The organism is Janthinobacterium violaceinigrum (assembly GCF_009208555.1).
Lineage (GTDB): Bacteria > Pseudomonadota > Gammaproteobacteria > Burkholderiales > Burkholderiaceae_D > Janthinobacterium > Janthinobacterium violaceinigrum.
The window spans coordinates 195,358-209,472 of record NZ_WFLI01000006.1 but is presented as its reverse complement, the minus strand read 5'-3'; the positions used below and the strand labels follow the sequence as shown (position 1 = coordinate 209,472).

Here is a 14,115-nt window from a genome sequence, read left to right as displayed (position 1 = left end):
TTTTTTTAAATGATAACGCCCCAGCCACATGCATGATCAAACACACAGATGCGGTTAGGCGCTAGTCTGATTTGGTTTCAATCAGACGGTGGCTGAAAACGAAAAACCCGTCAAACAGGATTTGACAGGCAAGAACAGCCGGGCAGTATAACCGTTTCCGGCTCCCTGCTCCAGCGTTTTCACACAACTGTACTGAGTTACAACAGACAGCAAAGCAGCTGGCGCCGAAGCGCCCTCTGCAACACTATCTTAGATACGACGACGTTTCGGTGGACGGCAACCGTTGTGCGGTACCGGCGTCACGTCCTGGATCTCGGTGATCTTGATGCCCAGGTTGTTCAGCGCGCGAACGGCGGATTCACGACCAGGACCTGGGCCCTTGATACGTACTTCCAGGTTCTTTACGCCACACTCAACAGCCACTTTACCAGCGGCTTCCGCGGCGACCTGCGCTGCGAATGGGGTCGATTTACGCGAACCCTTGAAGCCTGCACCGCCGGAGGTAGCCCACGACAAGGCATTGCCTTGACGATCGGTGATGGTAATGATGGTGTTATTGAACGAAGCGTGGACATGTGCGATGCCTTCAGCGACGTTCTTTTTAACTTTTTTACGCACGCGTGCTGATGCGGCGTTATTTTGCGACTTAGCCATAATTATTCCCTAGCGGATTATTTTTTCAGCGATTGAGCGGCTTTACGCGGTCCCTTGCGGGTACGTGCGTTCGTACGCGTACGCTGGCCACGGCAAGGCAGACCCTTACGATGACGCATGCCGCGGTAGCAACCCAGATCCATCAAACGCTTGATGTTCATGGACAGTTCACGACGCAGATCGCCTTCGACGATGAATTTACCTACTTCATCGCGCAGCTTTTCCAGTTCGCTGTCATCCAGATCTTTGATCTTTTTGTTGGTTGCTACACCGGTCGATGCACAGATTTTCTCTGCGCGTGGACGGCCCACACCGTAGATGGCTGTCAGGCCGATAACGGTATGCTGATGATTTGGGATATTAACCCCTGCAATACGTGCCATTTGTTATTCCTCGATTAACCTTGACGCTGCTTGTGACGTGGTTCCACGCAGATTACGCGGACTACGCCTTTGCGCTTGATGATCTTGCAGTTGCGGCAGATCCGCTTGACTGATGCGAGAACTTTCATTTTGGGGCTCTTTCTTTCGCTTCTTTGGTTTGATTCACTGTGTTACTTGGTACGGAACACAATGCGGGCTCGGCTCAGGTCGTACGGCGTTAACTCCACCGTCACCTTGTCTCCAGGGAGAATGCGAATATAGTTCATCCGCATTTTACCTGAAATATGCCCGAGCACCACGTGTCCGTTCTCCAGCTTCACTCGAAATGTTGCATTTGGGAGATTCTCAAGAATCTCGCCCTGCATCTGTATGACGTCGTCTTTTGCCATTCGGTATGTTTACCGCGCTTAACGCGTCGGAATTCCGCCCTTGAAATTTGCTTTGCGCAGCAGCGAATCATATTGCTGCGACATCACGTAGTTCTGTACTTGCGCCATGAAATCCATGGTGACAACTACAATAATCAATAAAGAAGTACCGCCGAAATAGAATGGTACTTTCCACTGGGCTTGCATAAATTCCGGCAATAAACACACCAGGGTGATGTAGACTGCGCCGGCAAGTGTCAAGCGTGTCAGGATCTTGTCGATGTAACGGGCTGTCTGTTCGCCTGGACGGATCCCGGGAATGAACGCACCGCTTTTCTTCAAGTTATCCGCTGTTTCCTTGCTGTTAAATACCAGCGCTGTATAGAAGAAACAGAAAAACACGATCGCCACTGCGTACAACAGCGCATGGATAGGCTCACCAGGCCCCATCGATGCTGCCAAATCTTTCAAGAACCGCACCGCAGGGTTAGCGTTGTCGGCGCCCTTTGAAAACCAGTCCACGATAGTGGCCGGGAACAAGATGATCGAAGAAGCAAAGATCGGCGGGATCACGCCGGCCATGTTCAGCTTCAACGGCAAATGGCTGGTTTGACCGCCATAAATCTTGTTGCCTACCTGGCGCTTCGCGTAGTTGACCAATATTTTGCGCTGACCACGTTCGACGAATACGACGAAGTACGTTACCAGTGCTACCAGGATCACGATGAAAATCGCGCTGAAGCTGCCGATCGAACCATTCGACACCTGAGTGAACAAACCACCCAACGCCGACGGCAGACCTGCTGCAATCCCGGCAAAAATGATGATCGAGATGCCATTACCCAAACCACGCTCGGTAATTTGCTCACCCAACCACATCAAAAACATTGTTCCGGTCAACAAAGTGACGACCGTCACGAAGCGGAATGCAAGACCAGGTTCCAACACCAGACCAGCTTGCGACTCCAGTGCGACTGCAATGCCTAACGCTTGGAACAGTGCCAGGGCAACCGTGAAATACCGGGTGTACTGGGTGATCTTGCGACGACCTGCTTCGCCTTCTTTTTTCAACGCTTCCATCTGCGGTGACACGATCGACAGCAATTGCATGATGATCGAGGCCGAGATATAAGGCATGATACCCAGCGCAAACACTGTAAAACGAGACAAGGCACCGCCCGAGAACATGTTGAACATGCCCAGGACGCCGCCTTCGTGCTCCTTGAACAGCGAGGCTAATTGTGTCGGGTCAATCCCGGGAACCGGGACGTGAGCACCGATACGATAAACCACCAATGCGCCAAGCAAAAACCAGAGCCGTCCCCAAGGGAAACCGGCCGCTGCACTTTTAGCAAGTTGTGGATTAGTCGCCAATTTTCGCTCCGATCAAGCTGTTAGCGGTCAACTCAGGCTACCGAGCCGCCGGCTGCTTCGATGGCTGCTTTCGCGCCAGCGGACACTTTCAAGCCCTTCAAATTCACCGCTTTGGTGATTTCGCCGGACAAGATCACGCGCACGTCACGGGCCAACACGCCCAGAACGCCAGCTTGCTTCAAGACCAGAATGTCGACATCGCCAACAGCCAGGTTGTTCAGATCGGACAGGCGCACTTCAGCTTTGAAGGTTGCGTGCATCGATTTGAAACCGCGCTTAGGCAGACGGCGTTGCAGAGGCATCTGACCGCCTTCGAAACCGACTTTATGAAAGCCGCCCGAACGCGATTTCTGACCTTTGTGACCACGACCCGAGGTTTTACCCAGGCCGGAGCCGATACCGCGACCGACGCGACGCTTGTAGTGCTTAGCGCCTTCGGCTGGTGCAATAGTATTCAATTCCATGATTTGCTCCGTTCGTGTAAGCCCGAAGGCTTACCCGACAACTTTAACGAGATACGATACTTTATTGATCATGCCGCGTACGGATGGGGTGTCTTGCAATTCGGAAACCGAATTTACACGACGCAGACCCAGACCGCGCACGGTAGCGCGATGCGATTCGCGCGTACCGATCAAGCCCTTGACCAATTGCACTTTGACTGTGTTTGTCATTTTGTCCACCTTAAGCCAGAATGTCTTCGACCGACTTGCCGCGCTTGGCAGCGATATCGGAAGCAGTGCTCATTTTCGACAGGCCGTCCAGCGTAGCGCGTACCAGGTTGTATGGGTTGTTCGAACCGGTGGATTTCGCCACCACGTCCGTCACGCCCATCACTTCGAAGATAGCGCGCATTGCGCCACCAGCGATAACGCCAGTACCAGGCTTAGCTGGGTTCATCAGGACCTTGGAGGCGCCGTGACGACCAACAACCGTGTGATGCAAGGTACCGTTTTTGAGCGGTACTTTGATCAGGTTGCGACGGGCTTCTTCCATTGCCTTCTGCACGCCAACTGGCACTTCTTTCGATTTGCCCTTGCCCATGCCGACGCGGCCATCGCCATCACCAACTACGGTCAGCGCGGCGAAACCCATGATACGACCACCCTTGACCACTTTGGTCACGCGGTTGATCGCGATCATTTTTTCGCGCATGCCATCATCCGGCTTGTCGCTTTGCATTTTTGCTTGCATTTTTGCCATGATTGATCCTTAGAACTTCAGACCGGCTTCGCGTGCGGCTTCTGCCAACGCTTTCACACGGCCGTGGTAACGGAAACCGGAGCGGTCGAACGCAACTTCGGTAATCCCTGCTTTCAACGCTTTTTCAGCGACGCGCTTGCCGATCAAGGCTGCAGCAGCGGCATTGCCGCCTTTGCCGGATTGGCCTGCCAGTTCAGCGCGAACTTCCGCTTCAGCCGTCGAGGCCGAAACCAGGACTTTAGCGTCCGGGCTGATCAGGTTGGCGTAAATGTGCAGGTTGGTGCGATGCACCGACAAGCGATTTACTTTCAATTCCGCAATCTTGATGCGGGTTTGGCGTCCGCGGCGAAGCCGTGATTCTTTCTTATCCATCGTCAGCCCCTAATTACTTCTTCTTGGTTTCTTTAAGCTTAACCACTTCGTCCGCATAGCGAACGCCCTTGCCTTTATAAGGCTCAGGAGCGCGGTAAGCACGAACTTCAGCGGCTACCTGGCCAACCTGTTGACGGTCGATACCTTTAATCAGGATCTCGGTCGGGGTTGGTGTTGCGCAGGTAACGCCGGCTGGCATGTCATGCACTACAGGGTGCGAGAAACCCAGGGACAGATTCAGCTTGTCGCCTTGAGCTTGCGCCTTGTAACCCACGCCTACCAGGTTCAGCTTTTTCTCGAAACCCTTGGTGACGCCAACAACCATGTTGTTGACCAGTGCGCGCAGCGTGCCGGACATGGCATTGGCTTCGCGGCTGTCGTTCGCCACGTCGAAACTCAGGGTTCCTGCATTGTTTTCTACTTTGACCAGGCCGGTGAGGGCTTGGGAAAGCACGCCCAGCGGGCCTTTTACGGTGATCGCTTGTGCGGAGATGGCGACTTCGGCGCCAGCTGGCACTACGATAGGCATTTTAGCTACTCGAGACATGTGTAACTCCTTAAGCCACGTAGCAAATAACTTCGCCGCCGACACCGGTAGCGCGTGCTTTGCGGTCAGTCATGACGCCTTGCGGAGTCGACACGATCGCCACACCCAAGCCATTCATCACAACAGGGATCTCGTCTTTACCCTTGTAGACGCGCAGACCCGGACGGGACACGCGCTCCAAGCGCTCAATAACGGGACGGCCAACATAATACTTCAAACCGATCTTCAGTTCCGCCTTGCCACCAGCTTCGGCAACAGCGAAATCTTCAATGTAACCCTCGTCCTTCAGGACGCTGGCAATCGCAATTTTGACTTTCGACGATGGCATGGCCACGGTCGTCTTTTGCACGCCTTGTGCATTGCGAATGCGGGTCAGCATATCGGCGATAGGATCGCTCATACTCATTGCATATTCTCCTATTACCAGCTTGCTTTTGTCATACCCGGAATTTCACCACGCATGGCGAATTCACGGAGCTTGATACGACCCAGACCGAATTTACGGAATGTGCCGCGCGGACGACCGGTGATTGCGCAACGGTTACGTTGACGCGTCGGATTCGAGTTACGTGGCAGCGCTTGCAGTTTCAAGCGCGCTTCGTAACGCTCTTCTTCCGATTTCGACTGGTCATCAACGATGGCCTTCAGCGCAGCGCGTTTGACGGCGAATTTCGCAGCCAGGTCTACACGCTTTTGCTCACGGTTAATCAGTGCCAATTTTGCCATGATCTCAGTTTCTGAACGGGAATTTAAAGGCGGCGAGGAGCGCTTTGGCTTCATCGTCGGTCTTAGCGGTTGTCGTGATGCTGATATTCATACCGCGCAACGCGTCAATCTTGTCGTACTCGATCTCAGGGAAGATGATCTGTTCCTTGACACCGATGTTGTAGTTACCACGACCATCAAATGCACGGCCGTTCACACCACGGAAATCGCGTACGCGCGGCAGAGCCACGGTAATGAAGCGATCCAGGAACTCGTACATGCGAGCGCCGCGCAGGGTGACCATCGTACCGATCGGATAACCTTCACGGATTTTGAAGCCTGCGATAGCTTTGCGGGACTTGGTGGTCACTGGCTTCTGGCCGGCGATCTTGGTCAAGTCAGCAACAGCGTGCTCGAGAACTTTTTTATCCGCGATAGCCTCACCAACACCCATGTTCAGGGTGATCTTGGTCAGGCGTGGAACTTCCATTACCGACTTGTAACCAAACTTGCTGGTCAGGTCGGCAACGACTTTTTCTTTATAGAATTCTTGGAGACGTGCCATGATTTCTTAAGCCTTCACTACTTCGCCGGAGGATTTAAAGATGCGGACTTTTTTGCCGTCCACTTCTTTGAAACCCACGCGATCTGCCTTGCCAGTCGCTGCATTAAACAATGCAACGTTGGACACGTGAATTGGCATGGTCTTATCGACGATACCACCAGTTACGCCAGTCATCGGGTTTGGCTTAGTCGCTTTTTTAGCGATGTTAATGCCGTCAACCACGATATGTTCAGCATCGATACGCTGCTGTACCACACCACGTTTGCCCTTGTCTTTCCCGGTCAGAACGATGACTTCGTCGTTTTTACGAATCTTATCCATTACGACTCCTTACAGGACTTCCGGTGCCAGGGACACGATTTTCATGAACTTCTCAGTGCGCAGTTCGCGCGTGACAGGTCCAAAAATACGGGTACCGATCGGTTCCAGCTTGGCGTTCAACAGAACGGCGGCGTTGCCGTCGAACTTCACCAGGGAACCGTCTTGGCGGCGAACACCTTTAGCGGTGCGCACAACCACGGCGTTATAAATTTCACCTTTTTTGACACGGCCACGTGGCGCAGCAACCTTAACGGTTACCTTGATCACATCGCCAATGCCAGCATAACGGCGCTTGGAGCCGCCCAATACCTTGATGCACATTACTTCTTTGGCACCGGTATTGTCAGCCACTTCGAGCCGGCTTTCAGTTTGAATCATAGTATTCTCTTTCCCAACTTAAGCCGAAGAATCCACACAATGTAGACCCACGGTCAGTCTTGGTCCCGCCAGAGCCGCCCTGCTGGGCTTCACTGTTTGGGTGCATGACCTTCATACATCAACTGACCGCGAATGCTACTGTCTGTGGCCAGACACTTTGCGGCGTTACATGAACGAAGCCCGCAAGTATTACATACAATTTGCGGGCCTGCAAGTACTAATTAAAACCCACCGCCGAAACGGTGGTTTTTATTTAAACGGTTGGTGCGGCTTGAACCACACGTGTCACCGTCCATGCCTTCGTTTTGGAGATCGGGCGACCTTCCTGGATCTCGACCGTGTCACCGGCCTTGACTTGGTTGGTCTCGTCATGCGCGTGATACTTGTTCGAACGCATGATGATCTTGCCATACAAAGGATGTTTTACGTGGCGCTCGATCAGAACGGTAACGGTCTTGTCCATCTTGTCCGAAACCACTTTACCGATCAGCGTGCGCTTGAGCGACTGTTTCACTGGTTCGTTCATTTGGCTTCCTTCAGATTCATTACCGTCTTCACACGCGCGATATCGCGGCGTACCTTCTTGAGCTGCGAAGTGTTGCTCAGCTGCTGCGTAGCGATTTGCATGCGCAGGCCGAACTGTGCCTTCAACAGGTCATTCAGCTCTTTTTGCAGAGCTGGCTGGTCCTTGCCGCGGAGTTCAGATGCTTTCATATACAACTCCAATTATTGGCCGACTTGACGTACGACAAACGTCGTAGCCAGTGGCAGTTTAGCGGCGGCAAGACGGAATGCTTCCCGTGCCAGCGCTTCATCAACGCCATCCATTTCGTACAGTACTTTGCCTGGCTGAATTTCAGCGACGTAGTACTCAGGATTACCTTTACCGTTACCCATACGGACTTCAGCCGGTTTGTTCGAAATCGGTTTGTCCGGGAAAATACGGATCCAGATACGGCCACCGCGCTTGATGTGACGCGTCATTGCACGACGCGCCGCTTCAATTTGACGCGCAGTGATACGACCGCGCGCAACTGCCTTCAGACCGAATTCGCCAAACGACACGGCGGTGCCGCGGCTGTGCGAAATACCGGTATTACGGCCTTTCTGCTCTTTACGATACTTTCTGCGTGCTGGTTGCAGCATGATTATTCTCCTGCTTTCTCAGCTGGTGCTGCTGCGGCGGCCGGTTTAGCGGCGGTACGCACACGTGCACCTGGTGCTGTGGATGGTTTCGCACCGGCACCGGCTGGACGTGGACGGCCAGCTGGCTTGCCATCGTCACGGCGTGGGCCGCGGCTTTTCTTCTCGTCAGCTGGGGTATCGATGACTGGTGCATCGCCGTTAGGCGCGCGGTCACCTTTGTATACCCACACCTTGACACCGATGATGCCGTAGGTGGTCGACGCTTCGCTGGTACCGTAGTCGATATCGGCGCGCAGGGTATGCAGAGGCACGCGGCCTTCGCGGTACCACTCTTTACGTGCGATTTCGATACCGTTCAGACGGCCGGACGACATGATCTTGATACCGAGAGCACCCAGGCGCATTGCATTTTGCATTGCGCGCTTCATGGCGCGGCGGAACATGATCCGTTTTTCCAGCTGCTGAGCGATCGAATCGGCGATCAGTTGCGAGTCGATTTCTGGCTTGCGAATTTCTTCGATGTTCACGTGAACAGGTACGCCCATGATCTTGGTCAGCGCCGACTTCAGTACTTCGATGTCTTCGCCTTTTTTACCAATGACCACGCCTGGACGCGAGCTGTAGATCGTGAAGCGCGCGTTCTTGGCTGGGCGCTCGATAACGATGCGGCCAACGGAAGCGTTCTTCAGTTTCTTTTTCAGGTAAGCACGTGCTTTCAAGTCTTCGTTCAGCATGGCAGCGAAATTACCGTTGCCTGCATACCAGCGCGAAGCCCAGTTACGGGTGACCGCCAGACGGAAACCGGTTGGATGAATTTTCTGACCCATCGTGGCTCCTTAGTTACCGACAGTCACGTAAACGTGACAGGATTGTTTCGAAATACGGTCGCCACGGCCTTTTGCACGCGCGGTGAAGCGCTTCAGGACGGGGCCCTTTTCGACGTAGATCGTTTTCACGAACAATTCGTCGATGTCCGCGCCATCATTGTGCTCGGCATTCGCAATAGCGGATTCCAGAACGCGTTTGATGATCGCAGCACCTTTTTTCGGGCTGAATTGCAAGATGTTGAGTGCAGCGTCAACTTTCTTGCCACGGATCAGGTCAGCAACCAGGCGGCCCTTTTGGTCCGACAGGCGCACACCTTTGAGGATAGCTTTAGTTTCCATTATTTCTTAGCCTTTTTGTCAGCTGCATGGCCCTTGAACGTACGGGTCAGTGCGAATTCGCCGAGCTTGTGACCAACCATGTTTTCGGAAACATAAACCGGCACGTGCAGCTTGCCGTTATGCACCGCGATCGTCAGGCCGATGAAGTCAGGCATGATTGTCGAACGACGCGACCAGGTTTTGATTGGCTTTTTGTCTTTGGCAGCTTGCGCGGCTTCAACTTTTTTCACCAGGTGGGCGTCACAGAACGGCCCTTTTTTCAATGAACGTGTCATGTGCTACCCCTTATTTCTTGCCGCGGCGCGAGACGATCATGGAAGTAGTACGCTTGTTGCTGCGTGTCTTCTTACCCTTAGTCTGTTGGCCCCAAGGCGAAACTGGATGACGACCAGCTGCTGTTTTACCTTCACCACCACCGTGCGGGTGATCGACCGGGTTCATGACCACACCGCGAACGGTAGGACGAACACCGCGCCAGCGCATCGCGCCAGCTTTACCGATTTTACGCAGGCTGTGCTCGGCATTGCCGACTTCACCAACCGTTGCACGGCACTCGATGTGCACGCGACGTACTTCACCCGAGCGCAGACGCACTTGAGCGTAGGTACCTTCACGTGCCATCAGCACGACGCCAGCGCCGGCGGTACGTGCCATTTGGGCACCTTTACCTGGCAGCATTTCGACGCAATGCATCACGGTACCGACTGGGATGTTACGGATTGGCAAGCAGTTACCCGATTTGATCGGTGCTTCCGAACCGTTCATCACGCTGTCGCCAACGGCCATGCCTTTGGTTGCGATGATGTAGTGACGTTCGCCGTCGGCGTAGCACAACAGAGCGATATTCGCGGTGCGGTTTGGATCGTATTCGATACGTTCCACTTTCGCTGGAATACCATCTTTGGTGCGCTTGAAGTCGATCAAGCGATAGTGTTGCTTATGACCACCACCGATATGACGGGTGGTGATGTGACCGTTGTTGTTACGACCAGCGGTCTTGGATTTCTTTTCAACCAGGGCAGCGAACGGACGACCTTTGTACAGGTCGGCATTCACCACCTTCACCATGCCGCGACGGCCTGGCGAGGTTGGTTTCATCTTAACGAGTGCCATTATGCAGCCTCCTCGGAGAAGTTGATTTCCTGGCCAGGCTTCAGGCACACGAAAGCACGCTTGGTATGGTTACGACGACCGTTGAACTTGCCGGTGCGTTTTTGCTTACCTTCGCGGTTTGCAGTTTGCACGGACAGAACTTCAACCTTGAACAGCAGTTCGACCGCTGCCTTGATTTCAGGCTTGGTTGCATCCGGCAGTACGCGGAATACAATTTGCTCGTTCTTTTCCGCGACCATGGTGGCCTTTTCGGAAATCACGGGCGCCAACAGCACCTTCATCAAGCGTTCTTCGCTATGTTTCAAAATCGCGCTCATGCCAGCATCTCCTCAATCTTGGCCAATGCAGCTTTGGTGACCAGGATCTTCTTGTAGAACACCAGGGACATCGGGTCTGCGTGACGTGGCTCAACGACGAGTACGTTAGGCAGGTTGCGCGATGCCAGTTCCAGGTTTTCGTTCAGAACGTCGGTGATGATCAGAACCGAATCAAAGCCCAGGCCGTTCAATTTTTGCGACAGCAGCTTGGTTTTTGGCGCGTCGATCGTCAGATCGTCGATGACGATCAGGCGCTCTTCGCGAGCCAGCTGCGACAGGATCGAGCAGATACCTGCGCGATACATTTTTTTGTTCACTTTGTGGGTGAAGTTTTCGTCAGGCGAGTTCGGGAAAATCCGACCACCGCCGCGCCACAGTGGCGACGACGACATACCAGCACGAGCGCGGCCGGTACCTTTTTGGCGCCATGGCTTTTTCGTCGTGTGGTGAACTTCTTCACGGTCTTTTTGCTTGCGGTTACCACTACGTGCATTCGCTTGATAAGCGATGACGACTTGGTGGATCAGCGCTTCATTGTAGTCACGGCCGAAAATCGTATCGGCTGCAGCAACGTTCGAGGCGGCTTGACCTTGCGCATTCAGAAGCTTGAGTTCCATCGTTTAAGCTCCCTTCTTGGCTTTGGTTTTGATGGCTGGCGAGACAACTACCTGGCCATTTTTCGCACCTGGAATCGCGCCTTTGACCAGCAACAGCTGACGGTCGGCATCGATACGGGCGATCACGAGGTTCTGGATCGTACGGTTAACGTCACCCAGATGACCGGTCATGCGCTTACCAGGGAAAACGCGACCTGGATCTTGCGCCATACCGATGGAGCCTGGAACGTTATGCGAACGCGAGTTACCGTGCGTTTGACGGCCGGAAGCGAAGTGGTAACGTTTGATAACGCCTGCATAGCCTTTACCGATGGTAACGCCTTGCACGTCGATCTTTTGACCGACTTCGAACAGGGAAGCAGCGACAACATCGCCAGCTTTCAGTTCAGCGGCTTTAGCAGCGTCAACGCGGAACTCTTTCAACAGAGTACCGGCTTCAACACCAGCTTTAGCGTGATGACCAGCAACAGCTTTGGTCACGCGGGATGCGCGACGTTGACCGAATGCGACCTGAACAGCGGAGTAGCCATCTGTTTCAGGGGTTTTGATTTGCGCAACACGGTTGTTCGATACGTCCAACACGGTGACCGGGATCGAATCCCCTTCATCCGTGAAAATGCGCATCATACCAACCTTGCGACCGAGAAGGCCTAGGCTCATTTTTTCTCCATTCCCACCTGCGATTGGGCGGGGCTTGTTTAACTACAAAGTAACGTAGGACTCAAAAAAGACGAATCCATACCGAAGCCGGCTAGTATATAGCACAAAAACCCTTGACGCAACAAGTTAACACGAGGTATGTCAAAGTGTTGCGCGACGCCCCTGCGGGAGTTGTCGGACACCCCGAAAAATACCCCCTTCTCCAGCGCAAAGCGGCCATCCATGCGCCCTGGCGCCCCAAAAAAAGAAAGGCGCGGACCGGACTTGTCGCCCGGCTCGCGCCCAATGCTTTCACGCCGTCATGCCCCGCCCGCGTACCGGACGGGCATGCCGCCTTAACCGCCGTGCGTGCGGTCGCAGTTGGCGGTGCAGGTGTCGAGGATCATTTGGCAGATGGGGCTGCTGCCAGCCAGGCCGCCACCGCCCGTGCAGCTGGCGACCTTTTGCCAGCAACCGGAATAGCATTGCTGCAATTCAATGCTCGTGGCATAGGCATAGCTGCCGCTCAGGCTGCAGGCGAAAAGGAAAAAAGCCAGTTTCTTGATCATGGTGCTGTCTCCAGGTTGTTATGAGTGAGGATGAAAGGCACTGCCTGGCGGCACCAGGCCATCCTGCCTGACGCCGCCCTACTGCTCCGGTACGCTGCGCACGTCGTTGCGCGCGCTGCAAAGATCAATACCAAAGAGTACCGTAAACAATACCAACTTAACACCACTTATTTACCAAATCAGCAATGCTTATATCGCATCGCCGGACAGCTCCTGGCGCTATTGCCCGCCCTTGCCTACCTGGTACCAGTCCACCTTGCGCGTGGCCACCATGATGGCTGCCAGCACGGCAAACAACAGGATGCTGCCCATTACCAGCGCATTGTTTTCCGAGCTCAGCAAACCGTACAGCGCGCCGTACAGCACCGTCAGCGCCACGCCGAAGCCGATGGCGCGCCACGCGTTATGCAGTACGTGCACCAGATAAAAGCTGGTCAGCACGATGCAGGCGGCGCTGGCGATCAGGTAGGCGGCCAGGAAGGCGATGTGCTCGGCCAGGCCCACCAGCAGCAGGAAGAAGATCACCAGCGACAAGCCCACCAGCAAATACTGCACCGGATGGATGGGCAGGCTTTTCAGGATCTCGAAGATGAAGAAGGCGGCAAAGGTCAGCGCCACGAACAGCAAGCCGTACTTGGTAGCGCGGTCCGATTGCGAATACACGTTGATCGGCTCGATGAAGCCCACGTTGAAGCGGTCCACCTGGCCCAGCGGGGCGCTGTCGGGCACCTTGAACTCGCCCTCGATCGTGCTCAGCTGGGTTTGCGCATTGGTGGCCAGCGAAGAGATGTTCCACTCGACCTGGAAGCCATCGGCGTTGATCTGGCGGTGTTTCGGCGACGGCAGGAAGCGCCCGCCAAATTGCGGATGGGGCCAGTTCGACTTGATGGTGACCTGGTTGTTTTTCGCCACCGGCACGACATGCAGGCGTTCGATGCCGTCCAGGCCCAGGTCGAACGCAAAGGGCACCTGCTGCGGCGCGGCCAGGGGCATGGCGCCGAGGGGCGCATGCAGGCCGCTGCGGAAGGCAAACAGGTCCGTTCCCTGCTCGAATTCGATCCCCCGTCCGCCCCAGTTGATTTTCGGAATATTGCGGATGCCGCGCACGTCCTCGATCGACAGGGCCACGAAAGGCTCGCCCAGGGTCACGCGCGAGTCGGGCGACTTGCGCGGCAGCTGCGTGCTGGCCGGTACCGTAAAGTCGCCCTTGAACGCATGCTGGCCACTATAGACGAGCACCTGGTGGATGCCGCGGTAGCGGCGGTCCGCCTCGATGTTGCCACTGATTAACAGACTGTTCGGATAGACGAGCAGACGGCGCTGCACCGTGCGGCGCAACAACTCCGTGCGCACAGGCAACTTCACTTCCTGTGACTTGTCATCGCCCTTGGCCACTTCCACGCGCTCTTCATACTGCTCCGTGTAGGGGACCACCAGGATGGGGCCGATGATGGTTTGTTCGCGCACGGAATCGGCGGCGATGCTGTTGACGGCTTCCTGGCGGAATTCCATCCGCTCCTTGATCGTTTCCTGGATCATCAGCAGAGGCAGGCCGATCAGCAGCATCAGGCCGAACACGATCAGCGCTTTGACGAGTAAAGTTTTTTGCATGGCGCATCCTTGAAGTAAGGCGGCCAGTGTAAAAAAGCTGTATGCGCTGACGATGCAGTCCGTGTGA

The 14,115-nt window shown here is 54.6% G+C and carries 27 protein-coding genes; all 27 read right to left on the bottom strand.

Annotated features, from left to right (window positions below; genetic code table 11):
- Positions 1-249: 249 nt before the first annotated feature.
- Positions 250-654, bottom strand: a complete 405-nt coding sequence (gene rpsK / locus GCN75_RS07745; RefSeq protein WP_010394475.1) for a 30S ribosomal protein S11 — start codon at positions 652-654, stop codon at positions 250-252.
- A 17-nt stretch (positions 655-671) separates the two neighbouring features.
- On the bottom strand, positions 672-1,037 hold the full coding sequence (gene rpsM / locus GCN75_RS07740; RefSeq protein WP_046681666.1) for a 30S ribosomal protein S13: 366 nt from the start codon (positions 1,035-1,037) through the stop codon (positions 672-674).
- Between the two features lie 14 nt (positions 1,038-1,051).
- Positions 1,052-1,165 (bottom strand): 50S ribosomal protein L36, encoded by a 114-nt coding sequence (gene rpmJ / locus GCN75_RS07735; RefSeq protein ID WP_010394471.1) that lies wholly within the window; start codon positions 1,163-1,165, stop codon positions 1,052-1,054.
- A gap of 42 nt (positions 1,166-1,207) precedes the next feature.
- A complete protein-coding gene (gene infA / locus GCN75_RS07730) occupies positions 1,208-1,426 on the bottom strand; it encodes a translation initiation factor IF-1 (RefSeq protein WP_005663428.1) in 219 nt (72 codons plus the stop codon).
- 18 nt (positions 1,427-1,444) lie between these two features.
- Positions 1,445-2,779 (bottom strand): preprotein translocase subunit SecY, encoded by a 1,335-nt coding sequence (gene secY / locus GCN75_RS07725; RefSeq protein WP_010394438.1) that lies wholly within the window; start codon positions 2,777-2,779, stop codon positions 1,445-1,447.
- Between the two features lie 32 nt (positions 2,780-2,811).
- Positions 2,812-3,243, bottom strand: coding sequence for a 50S ribosomal protein L15 (gene rplO, locus GCN75_RS07720; RefSeq protein WP_034753211.1), 432 nt, complete (start codon positions 3,241-3,243; stop codon positions 2,812-2,814).
- Positions 3,244-3,273: 30 nt separating this feature from the next.
- Positions 3,274-3,453, bottom strand: a complete 180-nt coding sequence (gene rpmD, locus GCN75_RS07715) for a 50S ribosomal protein L30 (RefSeq protein ID WP_010394435.1) — start codon at positions 3,451-3,453, stop codon at positions 3,274-3,276.
- Positions 3,454-3,463: 10 nt separating this feature from the next.
- Positions 3,464-3,982, bottom strand: a complete 519-nt coding sequence (rpsE, locus tag GCN75_RS07710; RefSeq protein ID WP_010394433.1) for a 30S ribosomal protein S5 — start codon at positions 3,980-3,982, stop codon at positions 3,464-3,466.
- Between the two features lie 9 nt (positions 3,983-3,991).
- Positions 3,992-4,354, bottom strand: coding sequence for a 50S ribosomal protein L18 (gene rplR, locus GCN75_RS07705; protein ID WP_010394431.1), 363 nt, complete (start codon positions 4,352-4,354; stop codon positions 3,992-3,994).
- 13 nt (positions 4,355-4,367) lie between these two features.
- Positions 4,368-4,901 carry a 50S ribosomal protein L6 gene (gene rplF, locus GCN75_RS07700; protein WP_071325661.1) on the bottom strand — a complete coding sequence of 178 codons (534 nt, stop codon included), beginning with the start codon at positions 4,899-4,901 and terminating at the stop codon, positions 4,368-4,370.
- A 10-nt stretch (positions 4,902-4,911) separates the two neighbouring features.
- Positions 4,912-5,307: a 30S ribosomal protein S8 gene (gene rpsH, locus GCN75_RS07695; protein ID WP_034753208.1), complete on the bottom strand. Its 396-nt coding sequence runs from the start codon at positions 5,305-5,307 to the stop codon at positions 4,912-4,914.
- A gap of 14 nt (positions 5,308-5,321) precedes the next feature.
- Entirely contained in the window at positions 5,322-5,627 is a 306-nt protein-coding gene (gene rpsN, locus GCN75_RS07690; RefSeq protein ID WP_038497021.1) for a 30S ribosomal protein S14, read from the bottom strand.
- Positions 5,628-5,631: 4 nt separating this feature from the next.
- On the bottom strand, positions 5,632-6,171 hold the full coding sequence (rplE, locus tag GCN75_RS07685; protein WP_010394421.1) for a 50S ribosomal protein L5: 540 nt from the start codon (positions 6,169-6,171) through the stop codon (positions 5,632-5,634).
- Positions 6,172-6,177: 6 nt separating this feature from the next.
- Positions 6,178-6,492, bottom strand: coding sequence for a 50S ribosomal protein L24 (gene rplX / locus GCN75_RS07680; protein ID WP_034753204.1), 315 nt, complete (start codon positions 6,490-6,492; stop codon positions 6,178-6,180).
- Between the two features lie 9 nt (positions 6,493-6,501).
- Positions 6,502-6,870, bottom strand: coding sequence for a 50S ribosomal protein L14 (gene rplN / locus GCN75_RS07675; protein WP_008444317.1), 369 nt, complete (start codon positions 6,868-6,870; stop codon positions 6,502-6,504).
- A 253-nt stretch (positions 6,871-7,123) separates the two neighbouring features.
- Positions 7,124-7,396, bottom strand: coding sequence for a 30S ribosomal protein S17 (rpsQ, locus tag GCN75_RS07670; RefSeq protein ID WP_010394415.1), 273 nt, complete (start codon positions 7,394-7,396; stop codon positions 7,124-7,126).
- Positions 7,393-7,584 carry a 50S ribosomal protein L29 gene (rpmC, locus tag GCN75_RS07665; protein ID WP_010394412.1) on the bottom strand — a complete coding sequence of 64 codons (192 nt, stop codon included), beginning with the start codon at positions 7,582-7,584 and terminating at the stop codon, positions 7,393-7,395. Before rpmC ends, rpsQ begins: the two co-directional genes overlap by 4 nt.
- 12 nt (positions 7,585-7,596) lie before the next feature.
- Positions 7,597-8,016, bottom strand: coding sequence for a 50S ribosomal protein L16 (rplP, locus tag GCN75_RS07660; protein WP_038497037.1), 420 nt, complete (start codon positions 8,014-8,016; stop codon positions 7,597-7,599).
- Between the two features lie 2 nt (positions 8,017-8,018).
- Complete coding sequence (gene rpsC, locus GCN75_RS07655; RefSeq protein ID WP_034753199.1) at positions 8,019-8,843, bottom strand: 30S ribosomal protein S3; 825 nt, start codon at positions 8,841-8,843, stop codon at positions 8,019-8,021.
- A gap of 9 nt (positions 8,844-8,852) precedes the next feature.
- The gene (gene rplV, locus GCN75_RS07650) at positions 8,853-9,185 is read right to left on the bottom strand and encodes a 50S ribosomal protein L22 (RefSeq protein ID WP_170840583.1); all 333 of its coding nucleotides are present in this window, start codon (positions 9,183-9,185) and stop codon (positions 8,853-8,855) included.
- Positions 9,182-9,457 (bottom strand): 30S ribosomal protein S19, encoded by a 276-nt coding sequence (rpsS, locus tag GCN75_RS07645; protein WP_008444295.1) that lies wholly within the window; start codon positions 9,455-9,457, stop codon positions 9,182-9,184. The genes rplV and rpsS overlap by 4 nt, the downstream gene beginning before the upstream one ends.
- A 10-nt stretch (positions 9,458-9,467) precedes the next feature.
- A complete protein-coding gene (gene rplB / locus GCN75_RS07640; RefSeq protein WP_034753198.1) occupies positions 9,468-10,295 on the bottom strand; it encodes a 50S ribosomal protein L2 in 828 nt (275 codons plus the stop codon).
- Positions 10,295-10,612, bottom strand: a complete 318-nt coding sequence (gene rplW, locus GCN75_RS07635; RefSeq protein WP_010394398.1) for a 50S ribosomal protein L23 — start codon at positions 10,610-10,612, stop codon at positions 10,295-10,297. Before rplW ends, rplB begins: the two co-directional genes overlap by 1 nt.
- A complete protein-coding gene (rplD, locus tag GCN75_RS07630) occupies positions 10,609-11,229 on the bottom strand; it encodes a 50S ribosomal protein L4 (RefSeq protein WP_034753197.1) in 621 nt (206 codons plus the stop codon). Before rplD ends, rplW begins: the two co-directional genes overlap by 4 nt.
- A 3-nt stretch (positions 11,230-11,232) precedes the next feature.
- Positions 11,233-11,889, bottom strand: a complete 657-nt coding sequence (rplC, locus tag GCN75_RS07625; RefSeq protein WP_076565200.1) for a 50S ribosomal protein L3 — start codon at positions 11,887-11,889, stop codon at positions 11,233-11,235.
- Positions 11,890-12,224: 335 nt separating this feature from the next.
- Complete coding sequence (locus GCN75_RS07620) at positions 12,225-12,437, bottom strand: hypothetical protein (RefSeq protein ID WP_152255396.1); 213 nt, start codon at positions 12,435-12,437, stop codon at positions 12,225-12,227.
- Positions 12,438-12,656: 219 nt separating this feature from the next.
- A complete protein-coding gene (creD, locus tag GCN75_RS07615; protein ID WP_152282048.1) occupies positions 12,657-14,048 on the bottom strand; it encodes a cell envelope integrity protein CreD in 1,392 nt (463 codons plus the stop codon).
- Positions 14,049-14,115: the final 67 nt, after the last annotated feature.